Annotated in this window: 26 protein-coding genes, 1 other RNA gene and 1 pseudogene; 10 read left to right on the top strand and 18 right to left on the bottom strand. The window is 28.8% G+C overall.

Annotated elements, in window-relative coordinates; genetic code table 11:
- Nucleotides 1-102: 102 nt before the first annotated feature.
- Genes N4A48_RS06460 through N4A48_RS06475 form a run of 4 tightly spaced genes read right to left on the bottom strand, consistent with a single transcriptional unit; the run spans nt 103 to nt 3,393 of the window.
- Nucleotides 103-693 carry a DUF3794 domain-containing protein gene (locus N4A48_RS06460; RefSeq protein WP_293665034.1) on the bottom strand — a complete coding sequence of 197 codons (591 nt, stop codon included), beginning with the start codon at nt 691-693 and terminating at the stop codon, nt 103-105.
- A gap of 27 nt (nt 694-720) precedes the next feature.
- A complete protein-coding gene (locus tag N4A48_RS06465; protein WP_293665035.1) occupies nt 721-1,329 on the bottom strand; it encodes a DUF3794 domain-containing protein in 609 nt (202 codons plus the stop codon).
- Nucleotides 1,330-1,358: 29 nt separating this feature from the next.
- Nucleotides 1,359-1,883, bottom strand: a complete 525-nt coding sequence (locus N4A48_RS06470) for a DUF3794 domain-containing protein (protein ID WP_293665036.1) — start codon at nt 1,881-1,883, stop codon at nt 1,359-1,361.
- Between the two features lie 37 nt (nt 1,884-1,920).
- Entirely contained in the window at nt 1,921-3,393 is a 1,473-nt protein-coding gene (locus tag N4A48_RS06475) for a hypothetical protein (protein WP_293665037.1), read from the bottom strand.
- A 154-nt stretch (nt 3,394-3,547) separates the two neighbouring features.
- Here N4A48_RS06475 and N4A48_RS06480 point away from each other — a divergent pair, with 154 nt between their 5' ends.
- Complete coding sequence (locus N4A48_RS06480; RefSeq protein WP_293665038.1) at nt 3,548-4,180, top strand: DUF3794 domain-containing protein; 633 nt, start codon at nt 3,548-3,550, stop codon at nt 4,178-4,180.
- Nucleotides 4,181-4,428: 248 nt separating this feature from the next.
- A complete protein-coding gene (locus N4A48_RS06485; protein ID WP_293665039.1) occupies nt 4,429-5,130 on the top strand; it encodes a glycosyltransferase in 702 nt (233 codons plus the stop codon).
- 111 nt (nt 5,131-5,241) lie between these two features.
- On the opposite strand, the gene N4A48_RS06490 is transcribed toward N4A48_RS06485, so the two are convergent.
- Nucleotides 5,242-6,075 (bottom strand): glycosyltransferase family 2 protein, encoded by an 834-nt coding sequence (locus tag N4A48_RS06490; RefSeq protein ID WP_330665063.1) that lies wholly within the window; start codon nt 6,073-6,075, stop codon nt 5,242-5,244.
- Between the two features lie 121 nt (nt 6,076-6,196).
- Here N4A48_RS06490 and rfbA point away from each other — a divergent pair, with 121 nt between their 5' ends.
- From rfbA to rfbD, 4 genes are read left to right on the top strand one after another with little or no spacing between them, the layout of a single operon-like run.
- The gene (rfbA, locus tag N4A48_RS06495) at nt 6,197-7,078 is read left to right on the top strand and encodes a glucose-1-phosphate thymidylyltransferase RfbA (protein ID WP_293665040.1); all 882 of its coding nucleotides are present in this window, start codon (nt 6,197-6,199) and stop codon (nt 7,076-7,078) included.
- Nucleotides 7,078-7,635 (top strand): dTDP-4-dehydrorhamnose 3,5-epimerase, encoded by a 558-nt coding sequence (rfbC, locus tag N4A48_RS06500; protein WP_293665041.1) that lies wholly within the window; start codon nt 7,078-7,080, stop codon nt 7,633-7,635. Before rfbA ends, rfbC begins: the two co-directional genes overlap by 1 nt.
- A gap of 18 nt (nt 7,636-7,653) precedes the next feature.
- The gene (gene rfbB, locus N4A48_RS06505) at nt 7,654-8,616 is read left to right on the top strand and encodes a dTDP-glucose 4,6-dehydratase (RefSeq protein ID WP_293665043.1); all 963 of its coding nucleotides are present in this window, start codon (nt 7,654-7,656) and stop codon (nt 8,614-8,616) included.
- A complete protein-coding gene (gene rfbD / locus N4A48_RS06510) occupies nt 8,613-9,449 on the top strand; it encodes a dTDP-4-dehydrorhamnose reductase (RefSeq protein WP_293665044.1) in 837 nt (278 codons plus the stop codon). Before rfbB ends, rfbD begins: the two co-directional genes overlap by 4 nt.
- Before the next feature lie 40 nt (nt 9,450-9,489).
- Here rfbD and N4A48_RS06515 read toward each other — a convergent pair whose 3' ends face one another.
- Both N4A48_RS06515 and N4A48_RS06520 read right to left on the bottom strand, forming a co-directional pair.
- Nucleotides 9,490-10,173: a glycosyltransferase domain-containing protein gene (locus N4A48_RS06515; protein WP_293665045.1), complete on the bottom strand. Its 684-nt coding sequence runs from the start codon at nt 10,171-10,173 to the stop codon at nt 9,490-9,492.
- Nucleotides 10,166-11,305 (bottom strand): glycosyltransferase family 2 protein, encoded by a 1,140-nt coding sequence (locus N4A48_RS06520; RefSeq protein WP_293665046.1) that lies wholly within the window; start codon nt 11,303-11,305, stop codon nt 10,166-10,168. The genes N4A48_RS06515 and N4A48_RS06520 overlap by 8 nt, the downstream gene beginning before the upstream one ends.
- A 174-nt stretch (nt 11,306-11,479) precedes the next feature.
- On the opposite strand from N4A48_RS06520, the gene N4A48_RS06525 reads away from it, so the two are divergent.
- Nucleotides 11,480-12,184 (top strand): class I SAM-dependent methyltransferase, encoded by a 705-nt coding sequence (locus tag N4A48_RS06525; RefSeq protein WP_293665047.1) that lies wholly within the window; start codon nt 11,480-11,482, stop codon nt 12,182-12,184.
- Between the two features lie 160 nt (nt 12,185-12,344).
- Here N4A48_RS06525 and N4A48_RS06530 read toward each other — a convergent pair whose 3' ends face one another.
- From N4A48_RS06530 to N4A48_RS06540, 3 genes are all read right to left on the bottom strand, one after another.
- Nucleotides 12,345-13,661, bottom strand: a complete 1,317-nt coding sequence (locus N4A48_RS06530; protein ID WP_293665048.1) for a nucleotide sugar dehydrogenase — start codon at nt 13,659-13,661, stop codon at nt 12,345-12,347.
- A 121-nt stretch (nt 13,662-13,782) separates the two neighbouring features.
- Nucleotides 13,783-13,964, bottom strand: a non-coding RNA gene (gene ssrS / locus N4A48_RS06535) — 6S RNA.
- A 98-nt stretch (nt 13,965-14,062) separates the two neighbouring features.
- Nucleotides 14,063-14,551, bottom strand: coding sequence for a hypothetical protein (locus N4A48_RS06540; RefSeq protein ID WP_293665049.1), 489 nt, complete (start codon nt 14,549-14,551; stop codon nt 14,063-14,065).
- 121 nt (nt 14,552-14,672) lie between these two features.
- Between N4A48_RS06540 and N4A48_RS06545 the strand changes: the two genes are divergently transcribed.
- On the top strand, nt 14,673-14,912 hold the full coding sequence (locus N4A48_RS06545) for a hypothetical protein (protein WP_293665050.1): 240 nt from the start codon (nt 14,673-14,675) through the stop codon (nt 14,910-14,912).
- Between the two features lie 40 nt (nt 14,913-14,952).
- Here the strand turns inward: N4A48_RS06545 and N4A48_RS06550 are convergent, their stop codons facing one another.
- The 4 genes from N4A48_RS06550 to N4A48_RS06565 are packed head-to-tail and all read right to left on the bottom strand — an operon-like array spanning nt 14,953 to nt 19,821.
- Nucleotides 14,953-15,594 carry a cyclodeaminase/cyclohydrolase family protein gene (locus tag N4A48_RS06550; RefSeq protein WP_293665051.1) on the bottom strand — a complete coding sequence of 214 codons (642 nt, stop codon included), beginning with the start codon at nt 15,592-15,594 and terminating at the stop codon, nt 14,953-14,955.
- Nucleotides 15,595-15,610: 16 nt separating this feature from the next.
- Nucleotides 15,611-16,867, bottom strand: coding sequence for an imidazolonepropionase (gene hutI / locus N4A48_RS06555; RefSeq protein ID WP_293665053.1), 1,257 nt, complete (start codon nt 16,865-16,867; stop codon nt 15,611-15,613).
- Between the two features lie 8 nt (nt 16,868-16,875).
- Nucleotides 16,876-17,772: a glutamate formimidoyltransferase gene (ftcD, locus tag N4A48_RS06560; RefSeq protein ID WP_293665054.1), complete on the bottom strand. Its 897-nt coding sequence runs from the start codon at nt 17,770-17,772 to the stop codon at nt 16,876-16,878.
- A gap of 24 nt (nt 17,773-17,796) precedes the next feature.
- Nucleotides 17,797-19,821, bottom strand: a complete 2,025-nt coding sequence (locus N4A48_RS06565) for a urocanate hydratase (RefSeq protein ID WP_293665055.1) — start codon at nt 19,819-19,821, stop codon at nt 17,797-17,799.
- Between the two features lie 180 nt (nt 19,822-20,001).
- On the opposite strand from N4A48_RS06565, the gene N4A48_RS06570 reads away from it, so the two are divergent.
- A complete protein-coding gene (locus N4A48_RS06570; RefSeq protein ID WP_293665056.1) occupies nt 20,002-21,303 on the top strand; it encodes a UDP-glucose dehydrogenase family protein in 1,302 nt (433 codons plus the stop codon).
- A gap of 295 nt (nt 21,304-21,598) precedes the next feature.
- Here the strand turns inward: N4A48_RS06570 and N4A48_RS06575 are convergent, their stop codons facing one another.
- Both N4A48_RS06575 and N4A48_RS06580 read right to left on the bottom strand, forming a co-directional pair.
- Nucleotides 21,599-22,108 carry a hypothetical protein gene (locus N4A48_RS06575; RefSeq protein WP_293665057.1) on the bottom strand — a complete coding sequence of 170 codons (510 nt, stop codon included), beginning with the start codon at nt 22,106-22,108 and terminating at the stop codon, nt 21,599-21,601.
- Between the two features lie 112 nt (nt 22,109-22,220).
- Nucleotides 22,221-22,562: pseudogene (locus N4A48_RS06580) on the bottom strand (transposase); the annotation flags it as partial.
- A 912-nt stretch (nt 22,563-23,474) separates the two neighbouring features.
- On the opposite strand from N4A48_RS06580, the gene N4A48_RS06590 reads away from it, so the two are divergent.
- Entirely contained in the window at nt 23,475-23,864 is a 390-nt protein-coding gene (locus N4A48_RS06590; RefSeq protein WP_293665058.1) for a SatD family protein, read from the top strand.
- Nucleotides 23,865-23,922: 58 nt separating this feature from the next.
- On the opposite strand, the gene N4A48_RS06595 is transcribed toward N4A48_RS06590, so the two are convergent.
- On the bottom strand, nt 23,923-24,741 hold the full coding sequence (locus tag N4A48_RS06595; RefSeq protein WP_293665059.1) for a DUF3307 domain-containing protein: 819 nt from the start codon (nt 24,739-24,741) through the stop codon (nt 23,923-23,925).
- Nucleotides 24,741-25,598, bottom strand: a complete 858-nt coding sequence (locus N4A48_RS06600; RefSeq protein WP_293665060.1) for a SatD family protein — start codon at nt 25,596-25,598, stop codon at nt 24,741-24,743. The genes N4A48_RS06595 and N4A48_RS06600 overlap by 1 nt, the downstream gene beginning before the upstream one ends.
- Nucleotides 25,599-25,617 lie beyond the last annotated feature (19 nt).

A 25,617-nucleotide genomic window follows, 5' to 3' on the forward strand; every position in this document is an offset into this window, starting at 1 on the left:
AAATATATATGCAAAATATATATTTTCCTAATAGTTAAAAAGGCTTAGAATAAAAAGTTTTTATTCTAAGCCTTTTTATAAATAATTATTATCTAATTTATCCTATACACAACTATTTTCTAACGGAAGAGCTCTAAGGAATAATGTTACATTTTTAAATATTTCTCTTTTATTAAACGCTTTAACAAATACATCTTCCACACACTTTTGAATACAGAAAGTTATATCTAATGAGTCAACACCGTCTATACACTGTGGCACTATTATAAATGCTGAAAATGGAATATTAAAATGTGCTGAGTGAACATTTTGCTGTGGTACATCTGCTGTATAAACTATTTTTTGATTTAAGATTCCTTCAACAATTAACTTTCTTCCTGTTAATTTTGTTCCTTCTTCATTTTCATCATCAGGAAGCGGTGTAGGTATTGGTGTACATGCAACAAAATCTGATCCTGGTGTTTTAACTACTCTCTTTGATATGATTTTTACATCAATTAATACCTTATCTATACTCTCTATATCTGGTTTTTGATGCGGAATAGTTAAAACCTCTGGTATTGATATTTCAGTCCAACTTAATAGCTTAGGCTCTGCATCCACTATTGTCTCAAATGTTTCACTAATATTATCAGTATTGCATAGTCCTACAACATCAACTACTTCATTATTATTTGAACAGTTACAACTCATATATTAATCTCCTCCCTCATTTAATACTTACGAACACTTAGTTGCTTTAATAAATAACGTTACATTCTTAAATATCTGTCTCTTTGAAACTCTACACACAAATATATCTTCTATACATGGTTGTATGCTATATCTATCTACAAGAGATGCATCCTCTTCTAATATAATAAAGGCTGAAAACGGAACATCAAAATGAGCTGAATGCATAGATTGCTCCTTTACATCTGCTGTATATATTATTTTTTGTCTTAATATTCCTTCAATAACAAGCTTTCTTCCAGTCACCTTTGTTCCTTCATTATTCTCTAATATAGTACCGTCCTCTAATTTAAATATAGGTGTTTTAACTACTCTTTGTGATATTATTTCTACTCTTGCAACAATGCTTGCAACTTGTTCTACATCAGGTTTTTGCTCTGGAATACATAGCACTTCTGGTATAAACACTTGAGTCCAAGTTGTACCAGTATCCATGTTTTCTAATTTTTCTGCTGAGCATAAACCCTTAATTTCTATAAGCATATCCTCTTCACAACCACAAGAACTATAAACACTATTTTCGTCTAATTGACCTGTAGAACTACAAGATATAGTTCCAATTTTTTTTTCTACTTTATTGTTACATTTACAATTCATAAATTATTATCCTCCTTTTCAATATATAATTAGCATTCGCTTGGGCATTGGGTTCTTAAAGTTGGTATTGCTTGTAATAATAAAGTAACATTTTTAAATATTCGTCTACTACATAAACTTTTAATAAATACATCCTCTATACATGCATTTATTTCATAGTTTGTATCTAGAGGAGTATCTCTAGGAATTACTATGAATGCTGAAAAAGGAACTATAAAATGTGCTGTGTGCAAAGTTTGTTCTGGAACATCAGCCGTATATGTTACAGCTTGAACAAGCTCTCCTTCAATAATAAGTTTTCTTCCAGTTACTTTTTTACCTTCTTCATTCTCTCCATTAGAGTCTGGTGTAACTATTATTTTTTTCTTAATTATATTTACTTTTATTTTTACTGAATTTATTTGCTCTATATCAGGCTTTTGTTCAGGTATAGTTAAGCTCTCTGGTACTGATATTTGTGTCCATAAATTATTAGGAGATGATAAATCTATTGCATCTGTATCACACAGACCTACAATATCAATAAGATCTTTATTAATATAACTTTGACTCATATTATAATATCCTCCTCTATTCCATTTTTATATAAATCTATCCAAATATAACATCATCAATATACCAAATTCCTCCCTTTTCATTGGCTATTGTTGGGGGATTTGCATTCACTTCTTCTGCTACAAATACTATTGTTGCTTGTGTAGTTCCTGGTGGTATTAAAGAATTGCAAGTACAATCACCAGAAATACAAGGGTCTGTGCAATCACAATTCAATAAATCTTCATAAGATTCAAAATCATATCCAACAATAAAATCTTCTGTAGGTAATGGTATTGGTGTAGGAATTGGTGTAGGACAAGGGCAACCAATTGTTTCTATTTGATCAGGTGAACCTTCAAATATCCTCACCACTAATGCAGCATCATTTATTACTGAATCTACTCCTTGATCAATTATTCTATCTATAATAGCATCTATTTCTATTACACTGTTCCAAAATACAAGCGCAGTAGTTCTTAGGCTCCAAGGTGTATTTGGTAAAAATCCATTTTTTCTATCAAGTCTTGCTCCCCAAAATCTAAGCTCAGAGGCACACTGATTTATTGGGACTACTTGAGATAAAATTGCTGGTTCCCAACCAGTCAAATCATCATTTGCTTGAGTCTGAAGACATGCTGATACCCTTCCTGAATGAGCAATTAACCCTATTGTACCTGGAACTATTTTAGCTTGATTTTCAGGAGAATCTGATTTTGTTACACTATTTGTAACTCTCCAACAATTTGTAATTTCTCCACATTCAAACCCACCATTTCTAACCAGATTGCATTTTGGGCATAAATCTCCTTGAGGTCCCTCTGGTCCTTGCGGTCCTTCTGGTCCTGGGGGACCTTCTGGCCCTTGTGGTCCTTCTGGTCCTGGGGGACCTGGGCATCCTTGTGGTCCTTCTGGTCCTGGGGGACCTGGAGGCCCTGGTGGGCAGCAACAATCACATTTTGGTCCTGGTGGTCCACACGGTCCTATCGGACCACATTGTCCTGGAGGCCCTGGGCATCCTTGTGGTCCTGTATCCCCTCTTGGTCCTGGTGGTCCTACTATTCCTGGTGGTCCCATGCATCCTCCATCACCTTTTGGTCCTTGAGGTCCCATCGGTCCACAAGGCCCTTGATCTCCTTTTGGTCCCTGCGCTCCTACTGACCCTGGTGGTCCTGGTGGTCCTGGACAGCCTTGTGGTCCTGGTGGTCCTGGATATCCCGGTACTCCTGAATCTCCTTTTGGTCCTTGTGCTCCTACTGGCCCTGGATATCCTTGTGAACCTATTTGACCTGGACACCCTGGTGATCCTGAATCTCCTTTTGGACCTTGAGGACCTGATGGTCCAGGATATCCATGACATCCTAAATCACCTTTTGCTCCCTGCGGACCTTGAGGTCCAGGATACCCAGGAGGGCCAGGATGTCCCGGAGGGCCTGGTGATATACATGATGTAGTCCCTCCATAATACAATTCTGATTTATTCTTTTTATTCTCTTCTATTTGTTTATCTGTATATATATAACCTGCCATTTATTCGCTCCCCCCTCCTTCCCTACAAATATCCTATGTTAATCATTATTTCTTTGTTCCTATATAAAAGAAAATAATTTTATTTTTAAAGTTACAAAAATAATAATAAAACATACTATATATAGAAAAATTATATATTAAGGAGGATTATTAAATGAAAAATGACTGCATTCAAATTACAGGTGTAACCCCATATGATCATTTTCCTAATTGTCTAAAAAACCATCCTTGCTCACAAATATGCGAAACAGATAGATTTTTTATTCCTAAACAAAAACCTAATATCCATAATATCTTACAGGTTATAGCGGATGTATCTGTATGTTCTTTTAAAGTTATTTGTACTCCTTTAGGAAAAAAATTAGTAATAGACGGTACAAAACATATCAAAATCCTTTATGTGGCAGATGACCCATGTCAAAATGTACATTCAGCTCATTTTGATATTCCATTTTGTATGTTTATATTATTAAAAGATATAGACTGCGAAGTAATAGATGTATTTACTGGAATAGAACATATATCTATATGTCAATTAGATTGTAGATCTTTTACTCTATCAATGATTATATTTGCTTGCCCTATATTTGAAGATAAAGATAAACATAAGCATTGTCATTCAGATGAAAATTGTAAACAAAATATAAACTATAATATTCAAATACATTGTAATCCTGATCAAAATTGTAATGTGGATTATCGTCTAGATAAAAATAAGGCTATATGTAAAGATAATTGCTATTCTAATTCATGCAATAGTTATCCAAGTTATTACTGTACAAAATAATAGATAAAAATTAAAGAACATTTTTAGGTTGGAGATGAGAACTCTACAGCTTCTGGATAAGTTCAACTAACCTTCAGATGGAGTTACAAACTCCACCTGAGGATAAGTTTCACTTGATATGAATATAAGACTTTATTTTTTGTATTCTATATATACATTCATGAGTTTTTATAAATATTCACACCATTATTATCCTTAGTGCATATTTATGATATATATATTAATTACAAATACAAGGAGAGAGTGCAATGTCTAAGGTAAGTGTAATTATACCTACATACAATTACGGAGAATTTATATGTGATGCAATAGATAGTATATTGAAGCAAACTTTTAAAGACTATGAGATTATAATTATTGATGATGGTTCTATAGATAATACAAAAAATATAATAAAAAAATATAATGATAAAATATCTTATTATTATCAATCTAATCAAGGTCCTGCTAGTGCACGAAATTTAGGAATAAAAAAATCAACTGGTGATTATATATGTTTTTTAGATGCAGATGATATTTTTATTCAAAACAAGCTAGAGACTCAAGTAAAATTATTAGATAATAACTCAAATAAAAATATAGGACTTTTATACTCAGATTTTCTTGTTGTTAATCAAAGCTTAAGTTTAGTTATAAAGCATTACAAATGCCAGAAATTTATTTCTCACAATGAAGCATTTAAATATTTAATGAAACTTAACTATATTAATACTTCTACAGTAATGATAGTAAAAGATTATTTACTTGAAGTCGGTTTATTCAATGAAAAATATAAATATCTAGAAGATTATGATTTATGGGTAAAATTAGGTAAAAATCATGAATATCTTCACCTAGACCAACCTCTAGTAAAAACACGATCACATTATAAAAATTATAGTACACGAGTTAATAATTCAGTAAAAATAAAATGCTTCAAAGAAATCAAAAATTCGTCTACTCGCACATAATTATAGAACCTTCTTATTTTTATCCGAAAGCTAAGAGTTCTAACACTCCATCCTCTTCAGGTTGGAGATGAGAACTCTACAACTTCTGGATAAGTTTCACTTGATAAGGTTCTACTTGTTTTGATATTTATTCCGAGTCCATTTGATATTCCATTTTTTCTCAAATTTCTTTTTATTTTCATTAAAAATTTCTATAAATTTTTGTCTTCCTAATTTTTTAAAAGAAGCACTACCATAATGATGAATAAAAATATCTTTTGTATAAGCTATCTCATAACCTGCTTTTTTTACTCTATATGAAAAATCATCGTCTTCAAACATTCCTATACCAAAACTTTCATCTAAATAACCTACTTGATTTATTATTTCTTTTCTCATAGCTACACAAAACATAATCAACATATTTATATTAGTATATAGCTTGTTAGAATTAGCTAGTGTATATATCTCGGAAAATTTATCCATATCTTTAATGTTTCTATACGGAACGCTAATCATAGCTTCATTCCCTGCATAATTTGTCACAGGACCTACTAATCCTAATTTCTTATCTCTTTCTAAATGTTTAATAAAGCCACTAATCCACCCTCTAGTAACTACAGTATCATTATTGAGTAGTATAATATAATCCCCTTTAGCTTTTTTAATTCCTATATTATTCCCTTTTGCAAATCCATAATTATGTTCATTTAAAACTATAGTTATATTAGAATATTGTTTTTCTAATTCTTTTAGATAAATAGGAGTATTATCTTGAGATTTATTATCTACAATAATTATTTCATAATTTGTATATGATGTTTTTTCAATAATACTTTGTATACATTCTTTTGTGTAGTTTAAATTATTGAATGTAACAATAATGATGCTTGCTAAACTCTGAATATTTTTTATTTTATTTTGAATTTTACACCCCTCCTCTTTATATTCTCTATTACATAATATTTATATTTTTTTAATATGTGTTACTTTATGTGAAAATTAATTAACCAATACCTTCCTAAAATCATATTATATATGGAAATTGCTCTGTATATTGAGATTAGAAAAGAAGGTGATCTTAAATATGAAAGGTATGATATTAGCAGGAGGAGCTGGTACAAGACTTTATCCTTTAACCAAATCAATATCAAAACAATTGCTTCCAGTATATGATAAGCCTATGATATATTATCCAATATCTGTTTTAATGCTTGCAGGAATAAGAGAAATATTAATAATTTCAACTCTTAAAGACTTGCCTTTATATAAAGATTTATTGGGAGATGGAAGTAATTTAGGACTTTCTTTTATTTATACAGTTCAAGAAGAACCTAGAGGACTAGCAGAAGCTTTTATTCTAGGAGAAAAATTTATAGATAATAGTAGTGTTGCTTTAATTTTAGGCGATAATATTTTCTACGGACAAAACTTTAGTAATATGCTAAAAAGAGCATCTTTATTAAAAGAAGGAGCTCTTATATTTGGATATTACGTAAAGAATCCAAATGAATTTGGTGTAGTTGAATTTGATAAAAACAAAAATGTACTTTCTATTGAAGAAAAACCAGAACATCCTAAGTCTAACTATGCAGTTCCAGGCCTTTATTTTTATGATAATGAAGTGGTTGAAATAGCTAAAAATATTAAGCCATCAGCTAGAGGAGAACTCGAGATAACAAGCGTTAATAATGAATATTTAAAAAAAGAAAAGCTCAAGGTAGATTTATTTGGTAGAGGAATGGCTTGGTTTGATACAGGAACTCATAGCGGACTTTTAGAGGCAAGTAATTTTATACACTCTATTCAGAAAGGACAAGGACTTTATATTTCTTGTTTAGAAGAAATAGCTTATAGGCTTGGTTATATAAATAAAGAAACCTTATTGAAATTAGCACATCCACTTTTAAAAACAGACTACGGAAAGTATTTAGAATATATTTTAAACGGAATAATTGAGGTGAAATAATGAGTAAATTTGAATTTATAAAAACAGATATGGACGATTTATATATAATAGAACCTACTATTTTTAAAGATAATAGAGGTTTTTTTATGGAAACATACAATTATAAAGAATTTAAAGAAAATGGACTTAATATGGTATTTGTTCAAGATAATCATTCTAAATCTAAAAAAAGTGTACTTAGGGGTATTCACTTTCAAAATAAATTCCCTCAAGGAAAGTTAGTAAGAGTTACAAAAGGTATAATATTTGATGTTGCAGTTGATCTTAGAAAAAACTCTAAAACATACGGAGATTGGTTGGGGCTAATATTATCAGAAGAAAACAAAAGACAGTTTTATATACCTGAAGGATTTGGTCATGGCTTCTTGGTTTTATCTGATGAAGCTGAATTCGTATATAAATGTACAAATTATTATAATTCTGAAGATGAATCAGGTATAATATGGAATGATCCTGATATAAATATAAACTGGCCTATAGATTATGTAAATGAAGTAATACTCTCTGATAAAGATAAAAGCTGGAATATTTTAAAAGAAACAAATATTATTTTTTAGTACTTTTGGAGGTTTATTATGAAAAAAATATTAGTTACTGGCGGAGCTGGATTTATAGGAAGCAATTTTATAAGATATATACTTAATAAATATGAACATTATAAAATAGTAAATTTAGATTTATTAACATATGCAGGAAATCTAGAAAATTTAAAAGATATTGAAGATGATCCTAACTATGAATTTATAAAAGGAAATATAGCGGATATAGAATTAGTAAATAACATAGTATCTAATGATATAGACTATATTATTAATTTTGCAGCAGAATCTCATGTAGATAATAGTATAGAAAATCCCAGCATATTTATAAAAACAAATATAATAGGAACACAAGTACTTTTAGATGCATCTAAAAAATATAGTATAAAAAAATATATTCAAATATCCACTGATGAAGTATATGGCTCGCTTAAAGAAACTGGATATTTCACAGAAGAAACTCCCCTTGCTCCAAATAGTCCATATTCAGCTAGTAAAGCAGGTGCAGATTTGTTAGTTAGATCGTATAATGAAACATTCAATTTGCCAGTTAATATTACACGATGTTCAAATAATTACGGCCCTTATCAATTCCCTGAAAAATTAATACCTTTAATGATAACCAATTCTTATAAAAACAAACAACTTCCTGTATATGGAGATGGACTAAATATACGAGATTGGCTTCATGTAAAAGACCACTGCTCTGCTATAGATTTGGTTCTTCACAAAGGAAAAATAGGAAAAATATATAATATAGGTGGAAATAACGAGAAAAGAAATATAGAAATAGTTAAATTAATACTTAAAAATCTAGGTAGACAAGAGTCATTAATAGAATATGTAAAAGATAGACCAGGACACGACAAAAGATATGCAATAGATTCAAGTAAAATACAAAATGAACTTGGCTGGAAACCTAAATATACCTTTGAAACTGGAATAAAAGAAACAATTAGGTGGTATTTAAATAATAAAGATTGGTGGAAAAATATATGAAAAAAATTCTAGTTACAGGTTCAAAAGGACAATTAGGAGTTGATTTAGTAAATATATTATCTAATGAATATTATGTTATAGGTTTAGATAAAGAAAAGTTGGATATAACAAATTTAGATTATGTTGTAAATATAGTAAAAGCTATAAAACCCCATATAATAATAAATTCAGCTGCATATACAAATGTAGATGAATGTGAAAAAAATATAGATTTATCTTATAAAATAAATGGATTAGGGGCTAGAAATTTAGCTATAGCCTCTTTAGAAAACAACTCTAGATTAGTCCACATATCTACCGATTTTGTATTTGATGGACAAAAAAATGAACCCTATATAGAATTCGACATCCCTAATCCTTTAAGTATTTATGGTAAATCCAAACTATTAGGAGAAGAGTTTATAAAACAAATAAATCCTAAGCATTATATACTAAGAACCTCTTGGTTGTATGGTGAAAATGGAAATAATTTTGTGAAAACATTGTTGAAGCTAGGTAAAGAAAATAAAACTTTAAAAATAGTTAACGATCAAATAGGAACTCCTACATATACTAAAGATTTAGTGAATACTATAAATATGATTATAAAAACAGATGCTTATGGGACTTACCATACTTCAAATGAAGGGGAATGTACGTGGTTTGAATTTGCTAGAAAGATATTTGAATTAGCAAATATAACAGATATTGAAATTCTAACAATAACTACAGAAGAATTAAATAGACCAGCAAAAAGACCTAAGTATTCTGTTATGAAAAACTATATGTTAAAATTGAATTTTAATTATACATTAAAATCATGGGATAAATCTTTAAAAAAATATTTTAGTTAATTCAGATGAAAGTTATAGTCCATCTGAATTAACTTTCACTTTATTTAGATTTATTTTTTTCATATGTCTTAAGATGTTTATTATTTTTAATATATTCATTATTATTTATATATTTATTGATTAATTTATATTTACTCTTCTTCTTCCATGCAACATAATTAAAACTCAATTGATCTCTTATGCTAAACTGTGATACTTCTTTCCACCAAGCCTCCATCAAATCAATTACTTCTTTTTCATTATGCTTTCTTACAATAATACCACTTGCAATCAAACCTTGTTTTCTTTTAAAACCATCTATTTGGTATCTTCTAATTTGATTTTTAATTACTTCGGGATTATCTTTATTTAATTTTATACAAGCTTTAACTTCATCATATATACAATTTCTCCAAGGATGTTTGAAGTAAATCATATTTGAATGCCCCATCTTATTTTTAACTAAATCGCTAATATCTCCAATAATATTCATGCTTCCATCCACCCATATACTATACTCATATTCTGATAAATATTTGTGTGGCAAGATTTTATATTTTCTAGCAGTTCTTATATTATTACAAGAGGTACTGTTTATTTTTATCACTTTCCATATATCCGATTTTAAATTTTCATTATCTGTAAAGCAAATATAATCACAACCTTCAGAAATAAATTTTGGTTCATTTAGTTTATCATATCCTCCAATAATAGCTGTATAAACTACAATTTTATTTTTAATCACAATACACACCTCTTAAACTTTTTTGTTTATTTAAGACTTTTATATTTTGATTTTCAAAAGCTAATATACAATATCCTGAGTCCTTTAAATAATAATTTACCCTTTGTACAATATTTGGACTGTATTTAATATTTTTATTGTGATTAGTGATAATTATATAATCAAAAAAATCTTTCGTATATTTTTTTATTATACCTTCATTTCCAATATCTATTTTTGCAAAGTGCTGTGTGTTTACTACAGCTTTTTTATTTTCTTCTATTCCATATAAATTAGATTCTGGTATTTCATTCTTTATATCACATAATGTTGCCCCAGCTCCACATCCTATATGCAAAATATTCAAATCTCTTTTTTTTGATTTTTTTATAATGGCTGTTATATCTTTTCTAAGAACCCTAAAGTAAGAAGCATCTATTCCCCATTTATTTCTGAATTTTATAGTATTATCACGCAATATATTTTTAGTTTTTTTCATATCTTTTTTAAAAGACATGCTTCCAAAGTGATGTATAAATGTATCATTACATAGCATAAGTCTATAACCTTCTTTTCTAATTCTTAAACTATAATCATTATCTTCATTTGTACCTGGTGTAAAAATTTCGTCTAGTAATCCCACTTGCTCAACAACTTTTTTCTTAACAAGAAAACAAAATCCAATTAATCTTATTCTTTCTTCCCATTTTTTATCATTACTAATATTAAACTCTTTTGCAAACTCACTCATTTGATCTAAATTTTCATATTTTACAGGTATACTTTGATGATTTGTACAAAAATTCGTAATAGCACCAACAGCTCCAATATCGTCAGCACTGTATAGACATTTAATCAAGTTACCTAACCAGTTATAAGTAACAACTACATCATTATTTAAAAGTAGAATATTATCCCCTTTTGCTATATCAATCCCTTGATTACATCCTTTTGGAAAACCTTTATTTTCATTATTAAATATAACTTCTAAATCATCTTGATTTTTAAGCCATTCAACAGTTCCATCTGTTGAGTTATTATCTACTACAATAATTTCATAAGTTCCTTTTTTAGTATATTCTCTTATACTTTTTATACAAAGTTTTGAATAATATAAATTGTTATAAGTTAGTATTATAATGCTAGTTTTCATATATAATAAACCTCCTACATATTAACTTCTATCTATTTTATTCAAACCATTAAAATAATGTTATATAAATACTATCAATTTCACATATTCTTTTTATAATCATATTTATATATTACGGTTAATTAAGTTCACTAATAATTGTTAAAGATTTATATTTTTTGGGGGGATTAAGTAATGAACAGATTTTGGAATAAAGTTATATTACCTATTATTAAAGACATTAATGCTAAACACATAGTTGAAATAGGTTGTTTTACAGGCGAAAATACAAAAAACATATTAAAATATTGTACAAAGAATAATGCAAAGCTTTCAGCTATAGATCCCAAACCTGCATTTAATATTGCACAATGGAATAGAATCTATAAAAATAATTTTAGTTTCCATAAAGATACCAGCTTAAATGCTCTACCCTTAATAAAAGACTATGATATTGTACTTATTGATGGAGACCACAACTGGTATACAGTATATAACGAACTTAAAATAATAGAAAAATTTAATATTAATAACGTTTTTCCGATAGTTTTATTACATGATGTTGCTTGGCCTTATGCTAGAAGAGATGTTTATTATAATCCAAACAATATCCCAAATTCCTATTTACATCCTTATAAGAAATTAGGCATGGTACCTAATCAAAGTGATTTAGTTGAAAAAGGTGGTATTAATTGGAGTTTAAATAATGCTATTTATGAAGATGGTTCTAAAAATGGTGTTTTGACTGCTGTTGAGGATTTTTTTAAAGAAACTAATATGAGCCTTACTTTTAAAATGACTGATAAATCAAATGGATTAGGAATTATATATCATAGTAATAAAAATTTAGACCAAATTATTGACAAATTACTTTTAGATTTTGCTAATAACCTGGGTTAAAAAATCAGACCCAAAAATCATATATTTTAATATTATTTTATCCGAAAGCTAAGAGTTCTAACACTCCACCCTCCTCAGGTTGAAGATGAGAACTCTAAAACTTTTGGATAAGTTCAACTAACCTTCAGATGGAGTTACAAACTCCACCTGAAGATAAGTTTCACTTGATATTCTCACCTAATAAAATAATATTATTTCCTTCATATTTTTTTGTAATATTTCTAGTATCATAAACTATTCTAGAGTTATCAATAATGTACTGATAATCTATATGAGTATGATCTGTAATTATAACTACCAAATCAGATTCTTGTAAAATTTTCTTTTCTATTTTTTGGGAATATACAACTTTATCTTTATATTCAAAGCAATCAATATATGGATCATAATATTTTACTTTCGATTCTTGTTCCTCTAGTAATTCATATATTTTTATGGCAGGAGATTCTCTTAAATCATCAATATCTTTTTTATAAGCTATCCCAATAATTAAAATTTTTGAATTTTTTAAAGCTTTTTCTTTCTTATTTAATATATTTGAAATTTGTTTTACAATATATCGTGTCATATTTACATTTAAATCACTAGATAATTCAATAAATCTACTATAATAGTTCTCCTTTTTAGCTCTCCATGATAGATACATTGGATCTAAGGGTATACAGTGACCTCCTATTCCTGGTCCTGGATAAAAAGACATAAATCCAAATGGCTTTGTTGAAGCAGCCTCAATAACTTCCCATACATCAATATTCATTCTTTCTAATATTTGAGTTAATTCATTAACTAAAGCTATATTTACACTTCTAAAAGAATTTTCAAACAACTTTATAACTTCAGCTACTTTGAGTGAACTAACTGAAACTATTCTCTCTACAAATGAATCATATAATGCTACACCTAATTCTAAACATATAGGTGTACTTCCTGCTATTATCTTTGGTGTATTTTGAATATTAAACTTTGTATTTCCAGGGTCTATCCTTTCAGGTGAATAACATGCGAAAAAATCTTTACCCACTTTATAATTTCTTTTCTTCTCAATAGTATCTATAATTAATTCTTCAGTTGTTCCAGGATATGTGGTACTTTCTAAAACAACTAAAGTTTTTTCTTTTAAATATCTAGATATTTCTTCCGTAGCATCTATTATATATGACATATCTGGCTCTTTTGCTTTATTCAAAGGTGTAGGAACACAAATAATAATTGAATCAGCCTTAGATATAACTGAATAATCATTTCCAATAAATAAATTTTTATTAATAACTGCTTTTATAGATTCATCTTTTATACTTTCAATATATGATTTTCCATTTTCTATATTATTTATTTTATTCTCACAAGTATCAATTCCAAAGACTTTAAAGCCTACATTAGCTAGTTCAATAGCTAAGGGTAACCCCACATATCCTAATCCTATTATTGCAATTTGTGCATTTTTTTTTATAAATCTATCTTTTAATACTTCATTCATAACGAATACCCCCTCCATTAAATATATGTTTGTACTAACTCTTGAGTTACCTTTTTAAACATATATAAATAAAAGATATTCAATTTCTATACAATTAGAAAAGAGGCTCATAAATGAGCCTCTTTAATCCATTGCGCCGTCTGCCTATTAAATTCACACCCGAGCTTCACCCAGGTGGGTGTTCTGCATATTGCCTCTAACGTCCTCTATCTTTCAAGGCTTGTTATCCTCAGTCAAACACGAACTCCCGTATACTTCATGTAGGTTGAATTTATTAGGCTATCACGCACGCCTCAGAAATTCCCAAACAGTACTTTGTTCTTGATATTATTATATACCAATCTTCACATTTTTAAAAGCATTTTTGTATTCCAAATTTTGATTTTTTTAATAATTTTTATCTACTCCTCATCTGAACTTATCAAATTTTGTAGTAAATTCATATTTTTCATATCACCCATAGCTTCAGACTGAACTAGGTCTTTGAACAACTCAATTTTCTTTTTCATATCCATAATTTTTTCTATACTTTCTTTTTTATTTTCTGGAAAAACTTCTATAACTTCCTTTATCATCATATTTCTTCTATCTTTAGTGTCCATACTTCTGAAAAAATCACTTTCATCCATTTCTACAGCTTCACTTGCATTGCTTAATTTTTTTATGCCTCTTATTAAATCAAGCGTACTTTCTGCCTTGTTTACCATGAACTTTTCATCTGATTTCATATATTTTTTACTTCTCGTTAACATCTCTATTCCTCGTTCTAAACTTTTTTCATTTAATTCTCCCATTCTAAAGTTACCCAAAATATCATTTTCATTATTTAATAGTTTATCTTTGTTAAACGCAAGTACAGCCATAGCAGCTATTATCATCTTATTATCCAATATAATTCCCTCCTATATAAACAAATAGTACTCTTCACTTTATATACTATGTATATTAGTTAAAATATGTTACTTATTTATACCAAATTTGCATATATTATTTATAAAGGGGGGATTTAACATGAAGATAGATGAAAAAAAACTAAAGGATGCTAATTTAGATAAGGAAAAACTAAAAAAAATTAAGAATAAGGTTAAGAAAGATTACGAAGGTAAAACTGAAGATGAACTTATGGAAGAATTAAAAAAGGTATCCAAAAAACTAGATAATAAGGATAAGGTATTAAAAAAATTAAAACCTTTCTTAAATAAAAAACAACAACAAAAATTAGATAAAGTGATGAAAGAATTAAATAAATAAAGAGCCTTTAGGCTCTTTATTTATTTAATTCTATAATTTATTAAACTAATTTTTCATGTATTCTTTTTAATACACAATCCTTTATTTTACAACCCTTTGTCATCATTTCTTCACACTCAGATTTTTTCTGTTTTATAAATTGTTCATCATCAAGTCCGCATAAATTAACCTTAACATTTAGCATTGCACCTTCAAGTCCAGTATATAAAAGGAGATTTCCAACTCCCAAGTCAGTTATAGCATTTTGATTTCCATAATCAACAAAATACTCCATAAGTTCAAGTGCATCCAGTGAATTTTTAGCTGTTTCAAAAGGAACATCTATACTACCTATAGTAGCATCTTGTATAGCTTTTTTTCTTATACTCTTTTGTTCATCAGTTTCCTTTGGAAGCTTAAATGCCTTCATAACTTCATTAAAAGACTCTGTGTCCTTATCTACAAGTTCTAAAAGATTATCTCTTATTACTCCTAGCTTTTCAAATTTTTCTTTAAATTCTTTTTTTATATCTTCATCTAAGGCTTCAAATTTTTTCTTTCCAAAGCTTAGATTCCCCATCATTCTTCCAAGACTTATTCCTATATTAGAAGCAAGAGCTGCAACAGATCCACCGCCAGGAGCAGGAGAATTAGAATCTACTTCATTAGAAAAATCAACAACCTTCATATCTATAAGCTTCAATGTAGTCCCCCCTTTGTTAATACACAATTTTTTTATTATCTACAACTAATTTTCCTTCTTTATATACACTATGAGTATGATTAATTCCAAAATGATACATTATATAATCTACATTAGGGGCATCAAATATAACTAAATCTGCTTTTTTACCTACCTCTATTGATCCTATTTCATCTGCTTTATCAACTAGACAAGCTGCATTTATAGTTACAGCAGTTAAAACTTCATTTGGAGTCATTTTAAGTGCTAAAGATCCTAATTGCATTATAAGCTGTATATTTTCAGTTGGACAACTTCCTGGGTTGTAATCAGTAGATAAGGCAACAGGTACTCCATACTCTATCATCTTTCTAGCATCTGCATAATTCTTCATTAAACTAAACGATGTTCCAGGAAGAATATTTGCTATAACTTTATTTTTAGCCATTAATTTCATTCCATCTTCACTAGCTGCCATTAAATGGTCTGCTGATATTGCTCCTATTTCAGCTGCAAGTTCAGCTCCTCCTATAGATACTATCTCATCTGCGTGAAGCTTAACCTTGTAACCAAATTCTTTGGCTTTATTTAGTATTTTTCTAGTTTGTTCTACTGAGAAAACTCCCTCTTCACAAAATACATCACAAAACTCAGCTAGATCTTTAACCTTTGGAAGCATATCTATTACTATATCTACAAATTCATCTGGATTCTCTTTGTACTCTTTAGGTACTGCATGAGCTCCTAAAAATGTAGATACTATATCAACAGGATGAGTTTCATTTAATTTTTTGTTTACTTCAAGCTGTTTTTTTTCTGTATCAAACTCAAGACCGTATCCACTCTTTGATTCAACAGTAGTTACACCGTATCCAAGCATTATATCAAGGCTCTTTTTAGCTTTATCGTAAAGCTGATTGAAGGACGCTTTCTTAGTAGATTTAACAGTGCTAAGTATTCCTCCACCTTGTTTTAATATATCTATATATGGAACTCCACTTATTTTTAAGCTAAATTCATTCTCACGCGACCCTCCATGAACTAAATGAGTATGAGGGTCTATAATTCCTGGAGTTACTGTAAGTCCATTTGCATCATGTGTCTTTGTACTTTCATCTATTAATCCATCTATTATATGACCTTGACCTATATAACTTATTTTCCCATCATTTATAGCTACATATGCATTTTCAAGTATCTCAATGTCCTTCATTTCTTCTTTTATTCTAGGTCTATTTGCTCCTCTCATAGTAGCTAAATGACCTATATTTTTTATAATTAAATCAGCTATCATTTTATCACCTACTCCATAAGTCCAGTTTCTAATATCTTATCCATACCAAAGTTTTCAAGTCCTAGATAGTAAGCTGCAGTATCTGCTATAGCTTCCATAGGAACTAATCCTACAACTTCACTTCCCATAACATTTACACCATATCTTTTAGCTTCCATTCTAACTGTTTCGAATACTCTGTACATACTAGTTTTAGTATAATCTGTTAAATTCATAGTAACCTGAACTATATTTCTTTCTGGAATTTCAACAGGTCCTGCCTTACAGAATCTAAATCCTCCATTTGAGTGTCTTATGCATCTTGCTATTTTATTAGCTATTTCTATATTTGTAGTATCAAGATTTATATTATACGCTATAAGTGGCATTCTAGCTCCAACAGCAGTAATTCCAGCAGTTGGATGTATCTTGTTTTCACCAAAATCCGGATGCCAATTAGGATCTTTTAATTTCTCACTCATTCCCTCAAATTGACCTTTTCTAACCGTTGCAAGGTTTTCTCTATCTGGCTTAGTAGCTGCTTTTTCATATAAAAACACTGGTACATTGTGTTTTTCCCAAACTTCTTTTGCACAAGAGTTGGCAAGCTCAACTGCCTCATCCATGCCCATTTCCTTTATAGGAATGAATGGTACTACATCAGTTGCTCCCATTCTAGAATGTTGCCCTTCATGCTTTGTCATATCTATTTCTTTAGCTGCTACACCTATAGCCTCTACAACTGCATTTTTTACAGCCTCAGGTTCTCCAATTACAGTAACAACTACTCTATTATAATCTTTATCAGCTTCATAATTTAATAGCTTAACACCTTCTTTTCCTCTAAGAGGATCTACAATCTTTTCTATCTTTTCTAAATCTCTACCTTCACTAAAGTTTGGAACACATTGAACTATTTTAGCCATATCTATTTCCTCCTATTATTAAAATTACTCAAATTCTTTATCAACTAAACTTCTTACAAGCTCATCACTAGCTATATAAGGAAGTGTTATATGATCTGTACCCTTATTATTTTGGTTGTATTCAATACTTGTAGTTATAGAATTTTGATTTCTTGCCCATGATCTTCTTGCAACTCCACCCATAACATCCCAAGGCATAGCAGCATTTAATATATCATCTACTCTTTTACTTCCATCAAGTACCATTCCAAATCCACCATTTATAGACTTACCAATACCAACTCCTCCACCATTATGTAGAGCTATAAGGCTCATACCTCTTGCAGCATTTCCTGCAAAACAATGAGTTGCCATATCAGCCATTATATTACTTCCATCTTTTATATTAGACGTTTCTCTAAATGGAGAATCAGTTCCTGATACATCATGGTGATCTCTACCTAGCATTACAGGTCCTATTTCACCATTTCTAACCATTTCATTAAATTTAAGAGCTATTCTAGTTCTTCCCATAGCATCTTGGTATAATATTCTTGCCTGTGTTCCAACTACTAATTTATTATCATGTGCATCCTTAATCCATATATAGTTGTCTCTATCTTGATATCTTCTCTCTGGATCTATGCACTCCATAGCTGCTTTATCAGTTTTTAATAAATCTTCTTCTTTACCACTTAAGCATACCCATCTAAATGGTCCATATCCAAAGTCAAATAATTGAGGTCCTAATATATCCTCTACATATGAAGGGAATATGAATCCATCTTTTTCATCTAATCCATTCTTAGATATTTCAGTAGCTCCAGCATCATACACTGCCTTCATAAAACTATTTCCATAATCGAAGAAGTATGTTCCATTTTTATGTAGCTTTTTAATAAGTTCAAAATGATGCTTTAAAGTATTATCTACAAGCTCTATAAATTTACCCTTGTCCTTACCTAAAAGCTCAGTTCTTTCTTCAAATGTAAGTCCTTGAGGGCAATATCCTCCATCATATACCGCATGGCACGATGTTTGGTCTGAAAGTAAATCTATTTTCACATTATTATCAACTGCATATTCTAAAAGATCTACTATATTTCCATGATACGCAATTGCACATTTTTCATTTTTATCCATGTATTCCTTAGCTACATCAAAGGCTTCTTTAGCTGTATTTGTAACCTTGCTTACCCAACCTTGTTCATGTCTAGTTTGAATTCTTGAATAATCAACCTCTGCTATAATACCTACTCCATTTGCAATTTCAACAGCCTTACCTTGTGCTCCACTCATTCCACCAAGACCTGATGTTACGAATAATTTTCCTCTTAAATCACTCTTCTCATCAAGTCCTAATATTAATCTTCCAGCATTTAATAAAGTTGAGTAAGTTCCATGAACTATACCTTGAGGTCCAATATACATCCATCCTCCTGCTGTCATTTGTCCATAATTAGCAACACCAAGTGCCATTGCTCTATGCCAGTTTTGCTGATCATCAAACATACCAATCATAAGAGCATTAGTAATTATAACTCTTGGTGCTTTAGGATTTGATCTAAAAAGACCTACAGGATGTCCAGATTGAATAACAAGAGTTTGATCAACCGTAAGTTCTTCAAGATACTTCATTATAAGTCTGTATTGCATCCAGTTTTGGCAAACCTGTCCTGTTTCTCCATAAGTAACAAGCTCATAAGGATATAACGCTATGTCAAAATCTAAATTATTATCTATCATTACTTGAAATGCCCTACCTTCAATGCACTTTCCCTTATATTCTTCTATTGATTTAGCCTTTATATTTCCACTAGGTCTAAATCTGTATCCATATATTCTTCCCATAGTTAAAAGCTCGTCCAAAAATTCAGGAGCTAATTTTTCATGTAAATTTTCTGGTATATAACGAAGAGCATTTTTTAGTGCAAGCTTAGTTTCTGCTTTATTTAAAGTAAATTCTCTCTTAGGTGCCCTTCTTATATTAGCCTCAAATTCAGGCATATCATAAAGTACATCATCAAGTTTTATAGTCATTCCATTAGAAATATCAATATTAGATATCATAAAAAACTCCCCCTTATAATTTTTTTACATATATACTCCCTATTCTTTATCAACATCTTCAAATTAAATTATATTTATTTATCGTCTATAAAACGTCTAATTTAGCACATCAACTCTAAAATTCCATATACTGTTAGTGTAATAGTCAAAAAATAAATTCCGACCAAGAAGGTGATCTTAATGAATATTTGCGTAATAGGTGCAGGTTATGTAGGCCTTATAACATCTTTAGCATTTGCTAAAATTGGAAATAACGTAATCTGTGTTGAAAAAAATGTAAAAAAAGTTGATAGTTTAAATAATTCAATTCCAACTATATATGAAGAAAATTTAGATGAGTTGTTACTTGAGTGTCTAGAAAAGAAAACCATAAGTTTTACAAATAAATTAGAATATAGTGTAAGAAATTCAGATGTTGTATTCATAGCTGTCGGTACTCCATCTCTTGAAAATGGAGAGGTAGATATGAGTCAAGTCCATGAATCTATAAATGAAATATCTAAATATATAAATAAATACACCATAATAGTTAACAAAAGTACAGTTCCCGTTGGTAGCCAAAAATTTGTTAAAAATTTATTAATTAAAAACGGTGTATCTTCTGATAATTTTGATGTTGTATCTAATCCAGAATTTTTAAGAGAAGGAAAGGCTTTATACGATTTCTTTTATGGAGATAAAATAGTAATAGGACATGAATCTCAAAGAGCTAGAAATGTAATGAATTTATTATACAAACCCTTTAATATTCCAATTATATTCACAAATCCAGAAACCGCCGAGCTAATAAAATATACCTCAAATGCCTTTTTATCTACTAAAATATCATTTATAAATGAAATTGCCAATTTGTGTAATAAAATAGGTGCTGATATAGATACAGTAGCCCTAGCACTAGGTCTTGATAAAAGAATATCCCCTGAGTTCTTAAGACCTGGAATAGGATATGGTGGATCTTGTTTTCCAAAGGATACTTTAGGACTTATTTCAATAGGCCAAAAATATGACTGCCCATTTGAAATAGTAAAAAGTGCAGTTAGTGTAAACAATAAACAAAGAGTTATTCCAGTTGATTTATTATTAAGTGAATACGATGATATAAAAAATAAGACTATAACCCTCTTAGGACTTACATTCAAAAGCGGAACAGACGATATAAGAGAGGCACCATCTTTGTATATAATAGAAGAGCTTTTAAAAAAGGGGGCAAAAATAAATGCATACGACCCTATGGTTTCAGATGAAATAAGAGAAATGTTTCCAAATATAAAATATTTTGATAATATGAATGAATCTATATTAGAATCAGAGTGTGTTGTTATATGTACAGATTGGGAAGAATTTAAAGATTTAGATTTAGATTTTGTTAAGGATAATATGAAAGAGGCTTTTATAATAGATGGACGAAATATGTTGAGTCTGGATGAAGCTAAGAAGAGAAATATAAAGTATTATTCAATAGGGAAAGGATATACTAATTAAGTTCCTTAATAAAGTATTTTAGTGGTTTAGCCAAAATGAAGATTATTAAAATAACGCTATTTAGTCAATATTTTTATAAAACTAATAGATTATGCTTTATAAAATATCCTAAAACTTCTTAAACTCCCTTTGGTCAAACAAAGAAGTTTCTTAACGTATATTTTAACAGCATAATCTAAGTTTTATAGTAAAATATTAACCAAAAATAGCTAACATTTCAATGCCCGCCATTTTTATTATCGAGTAAACCATAGAATTTTCAATACATTGATTATAAAGTAGAACTTAATTTAGGTCAAATTTTTATAGACTGATTCACTATTGCTTCTATATCTTTTCCATACTCTGATTTTTTTCTACTATATCCTTTGGTAAATGCATCAACATTTTTTATTATATTTTCTTTATCATATATAAAGAAAAATAAGTAGTCAGCTTTATAATGAAAAGCATCCGAACCTAGTTCTTCTGTTAAATTACGTTTATTCATATTTTTCCTTGTACACTTAACCTCTATAACTACACTATATTCATCAATAATTATATCGTACCTTGTCGAATTATAACCAGCATCATCTGCTATTTCTACTCTTGCAGTTGGAAATATTGCTCGTATTAAAGAAAATAATATTCTTTGTACATCATATTCATTTCCTATTGTTATTCTATCTAAATCTTCTTTTCTTATCGTTCCATTTCTATGCGTTTTTTCTTGATACATCTCTTTAATATGTTTATAAAAATTTTGTAGCACTCGTCTTAAAACAATTATAGCAGAGGTCTTACTTAAATGTTCAACATTCATATTTAAGTCTTCTTCGTCATTAACCTTTATTTTTATAACCTCAAGGTGTTCTATTCCTTTTTCTATACTGTCTGGATCTATGTCAATATATTAGACACAAAAAATCGAAATTTTAACTTACTCTAGATATTTTTTCGAACTTATCAGGAGTCATAAAACATATACTCCCATGAATTCTTTTTCTATTGTACCAACTTTCAATATATTCAAACAATCTTATTCTTGCTGAATTGTAGTCAAAATATTTAAATCTATAAACTTCTTCTTTCTTTAATATAGCATGAAAAGATTCTATACAGGCATTATCATAAGGGCAACCTTTTTTACTGAATGATTGAATTATTCCTTTATTTTTTGCATACTTACTAAACTCTAGGCTTGTATACTGAGATCCTAAGTCAGAGTGAAATACTAATCCTTTATTAGGCCTTTGCAACTTATAGGCATTATTGATGTTAGTATAATATTATAAACACATTTAATCGAACTAATTATAAAAATTCAATGTATCAGAAATTTAAAGCAAGTTCCATAAAATAATATATGGAATAATTTTAAAATAACTTTTGCTCATTAATATTATTTAGTAATAATCCTATAGCCAATCATGCTGTTAATGATATATTAAACTACTTCCCTGCTAAAGCAATCTAAAAGGATATGACTTAAATTCATTCTTCTATCTTAAGTATGTCATCATTATTATTTAATCCTTGACTTTCTATATATCTTTTTATTGTTTATTCCGTAACACTTCCTACTGTAGCACAAAAATATCCTCTTACCCATAAATGCTGACCCCAATATCATTTCTTTAGTTCTGAAAATTGCGCTTGCACTAACCTAGACGATCTTCCTTTCAGATACTGTACTATTTTACTCGGTGCAATACTTAGCGAACATTTAAATTTAAAAAATGATGCTCGTTGAAATGTTAGATACTTTTTGTTAATATTCTACTATAAAACTTAGATTGTGGTGTTTGAATATTCGTTAAGAAAGTTCGTTGTCTGACCAAAGGGAGTTTAGAACTTTTAGAATATTCAATAAGCCACAATCTTTAGTTTTATTAGAATATTGACCAAGTATCGGTATTTCAATGAGTATCATTTTTCGCTTAGACACTATTATTTATTATACTTATTAGCAACACATTTGGAAGAATTTAAAGGTTTAGATTTTGTTAAGGATAATATGAGAGAGGCTTTTATAATAGATGGAAGAAATATAAAGTATTATTCAATAATGAGTTGGTATTCTCTACTCATTTTGAATAGTATACTAATCCCACGTCTAAATAATTTTTTTTTGCATATACTCTTTATATAATATATTTTAAATATACTAGAATCAGGTGGTGCTTGTAATGATATACCAAGTAATGGTTTTTGATATAAAAAATTCTAAGCAATTACATGATAGAGAATATATACAATATAAGTTAATTGATGCCATAAAGGAAGTAAATGAAGAGCACAGTAACATAATTGTTAGTAATTTTATTATTACTCTTGGTGATGAATGGCAAGGACTATTAAAATATCCATGCCATTACCAAAAAGTTATTGATTTTTTTGAAAAAAAACTGAATAATCTGGATATTTATTGTGGCATAGGGATAGGTAACATTAGCATTCATAATTTTGAATTAACAGTTAATCAGTTAGATGGTCCTGCATTTTATCTAGCTAGAGAAGCTATAACATATGCTAAACAAAAAAATTTATCACTTGTAATATTGAAAGATTGGGTTTAAAAATCTTAAATAATAAAAATCATATTATTATAAACACTACTATATATGTATTATAACTCTAAATTATTTTGTTAAATGTATAATATATAAAGAATGTATACACTATACTAAATAAAGTCCCTAGAAGATAGTATTCTGAAAATATCTTACTATCCAACATTTTAAATCTTGCCAAGGATTTTATAGCAATAATATAACTTATTGCCGTGAATTGATGCTTATATATAAAAACTGTCATTAATATTCTTTCTAATATTCCAATCCATTTACCTGTTTTCACTTCATCAACAAACTTCTTTTCGATTTCATTAAGATTTTCTTTTAACTTTTTATCCAAAATATTATTATAATTGCCCACTTTAGCATATATTAGATTAAATATTAATGGAATTAAATATGCACCCGAAAGAGCTATATATAGTATAATAAATATTATTTTAAAATCAGATTTGGTGAAGGGGTTGTCACTATTAATTGCATTCAGAAACATTTCATTTAGCATATTATATTCTAATGTTACTTTATTCCCTATTAACAGAATAGTGATTATATGAATTAATTGATCAGATAAAAATAGTACTATCTCTTTTTTAGCATTTATCTCTGAATTACTTTGATTCAATATATGATTTTGACCCAATTCCTTTAAAAAGTCTATAACTATATGAATCACTACAATTCCAAGAATTATTGATATTAATTCTGAAACATTTTTTAATTTTGTAAATATTATCATTATTGTAGATGTAATAAAAATTCCAACACCATGATATAAGTATCCTTTTAACTTCATTTGAGATTTAAGTTTTACAACCTCATTTGTTTGAATAACAAAATCTGATATGGTATGTGAAATTAGCATTAATATTGTAAACATTATATAATCAATCTCCTTTTCTTCATAATCTGAACTATTGTTTCAAGAGATTTTATTATTTCTTCCAGATTCGACACATATAATCTATCATAATAGCTAGTTTTGCTAATTTTAAGTTCTTCTAAAGCAGTCTCCATATGCTTTTTTGATAATTCAAATCTAATTGCATCCCATTGTTTATCTGTAATCCTTCTTATAGTTTTATTAATTAAAGATAATATATTGTTACAAAGTTTATCTGGATAATTATGTTCACTTACAACTAATCCATCATAATCTTTACTATTTTTTAGTTTGGTTAAACAGTCTCTTGCATTCCAAAAAATCGGTCCATTCATTTCCCATGAATTTCTTTTCAATTCCCCTTCACTCATACCAAAACTAACTCCATATCTGACTTTAAATGGACGTAAATAAGACAATGTAATTATAAATAAATATACTATTTCGTTTCCAAATGGATATATAATTTGAATTTCATCACCTTGTGAAATAAAAAATTCTCTTTCATAGTTATAGCTATGCTTAATTGCCAAATTTAACTCTTTTACTTTTTTACTTAGTTCTAAATTAAACTTCTTATAATTCATTTCAGAAGATTTTATAATATCCATTGTAATAACAACATATTCTGTTGCAAGATCTTCCCCATCTTCTTCCAAAACATATTGTCCTCTTGATACATTTCTAATGACTCTACTTTTTTTTAATTTATATATAAGCCAACTTACAGTATTTCTTTTTATTTCTCCATAAACATCTTTATAAAAATCATTAAAATCATCAACACTAATTGTATCATATGAATCAAACCTTTTTTTTAGTTCATCAATATGTAACTTCTTAATATCACTCAATATTTCTCACATCCTTTCT

Origin of the sequence: Tepidibacter sp. (genome assembly GCF_025210165.1) — a bacterium.
Lineage (GTDB): Bacteria > Bacillota > Clostridia > Peptostreptococcales > Peptostreptococcaceae > Tepidibacter_A.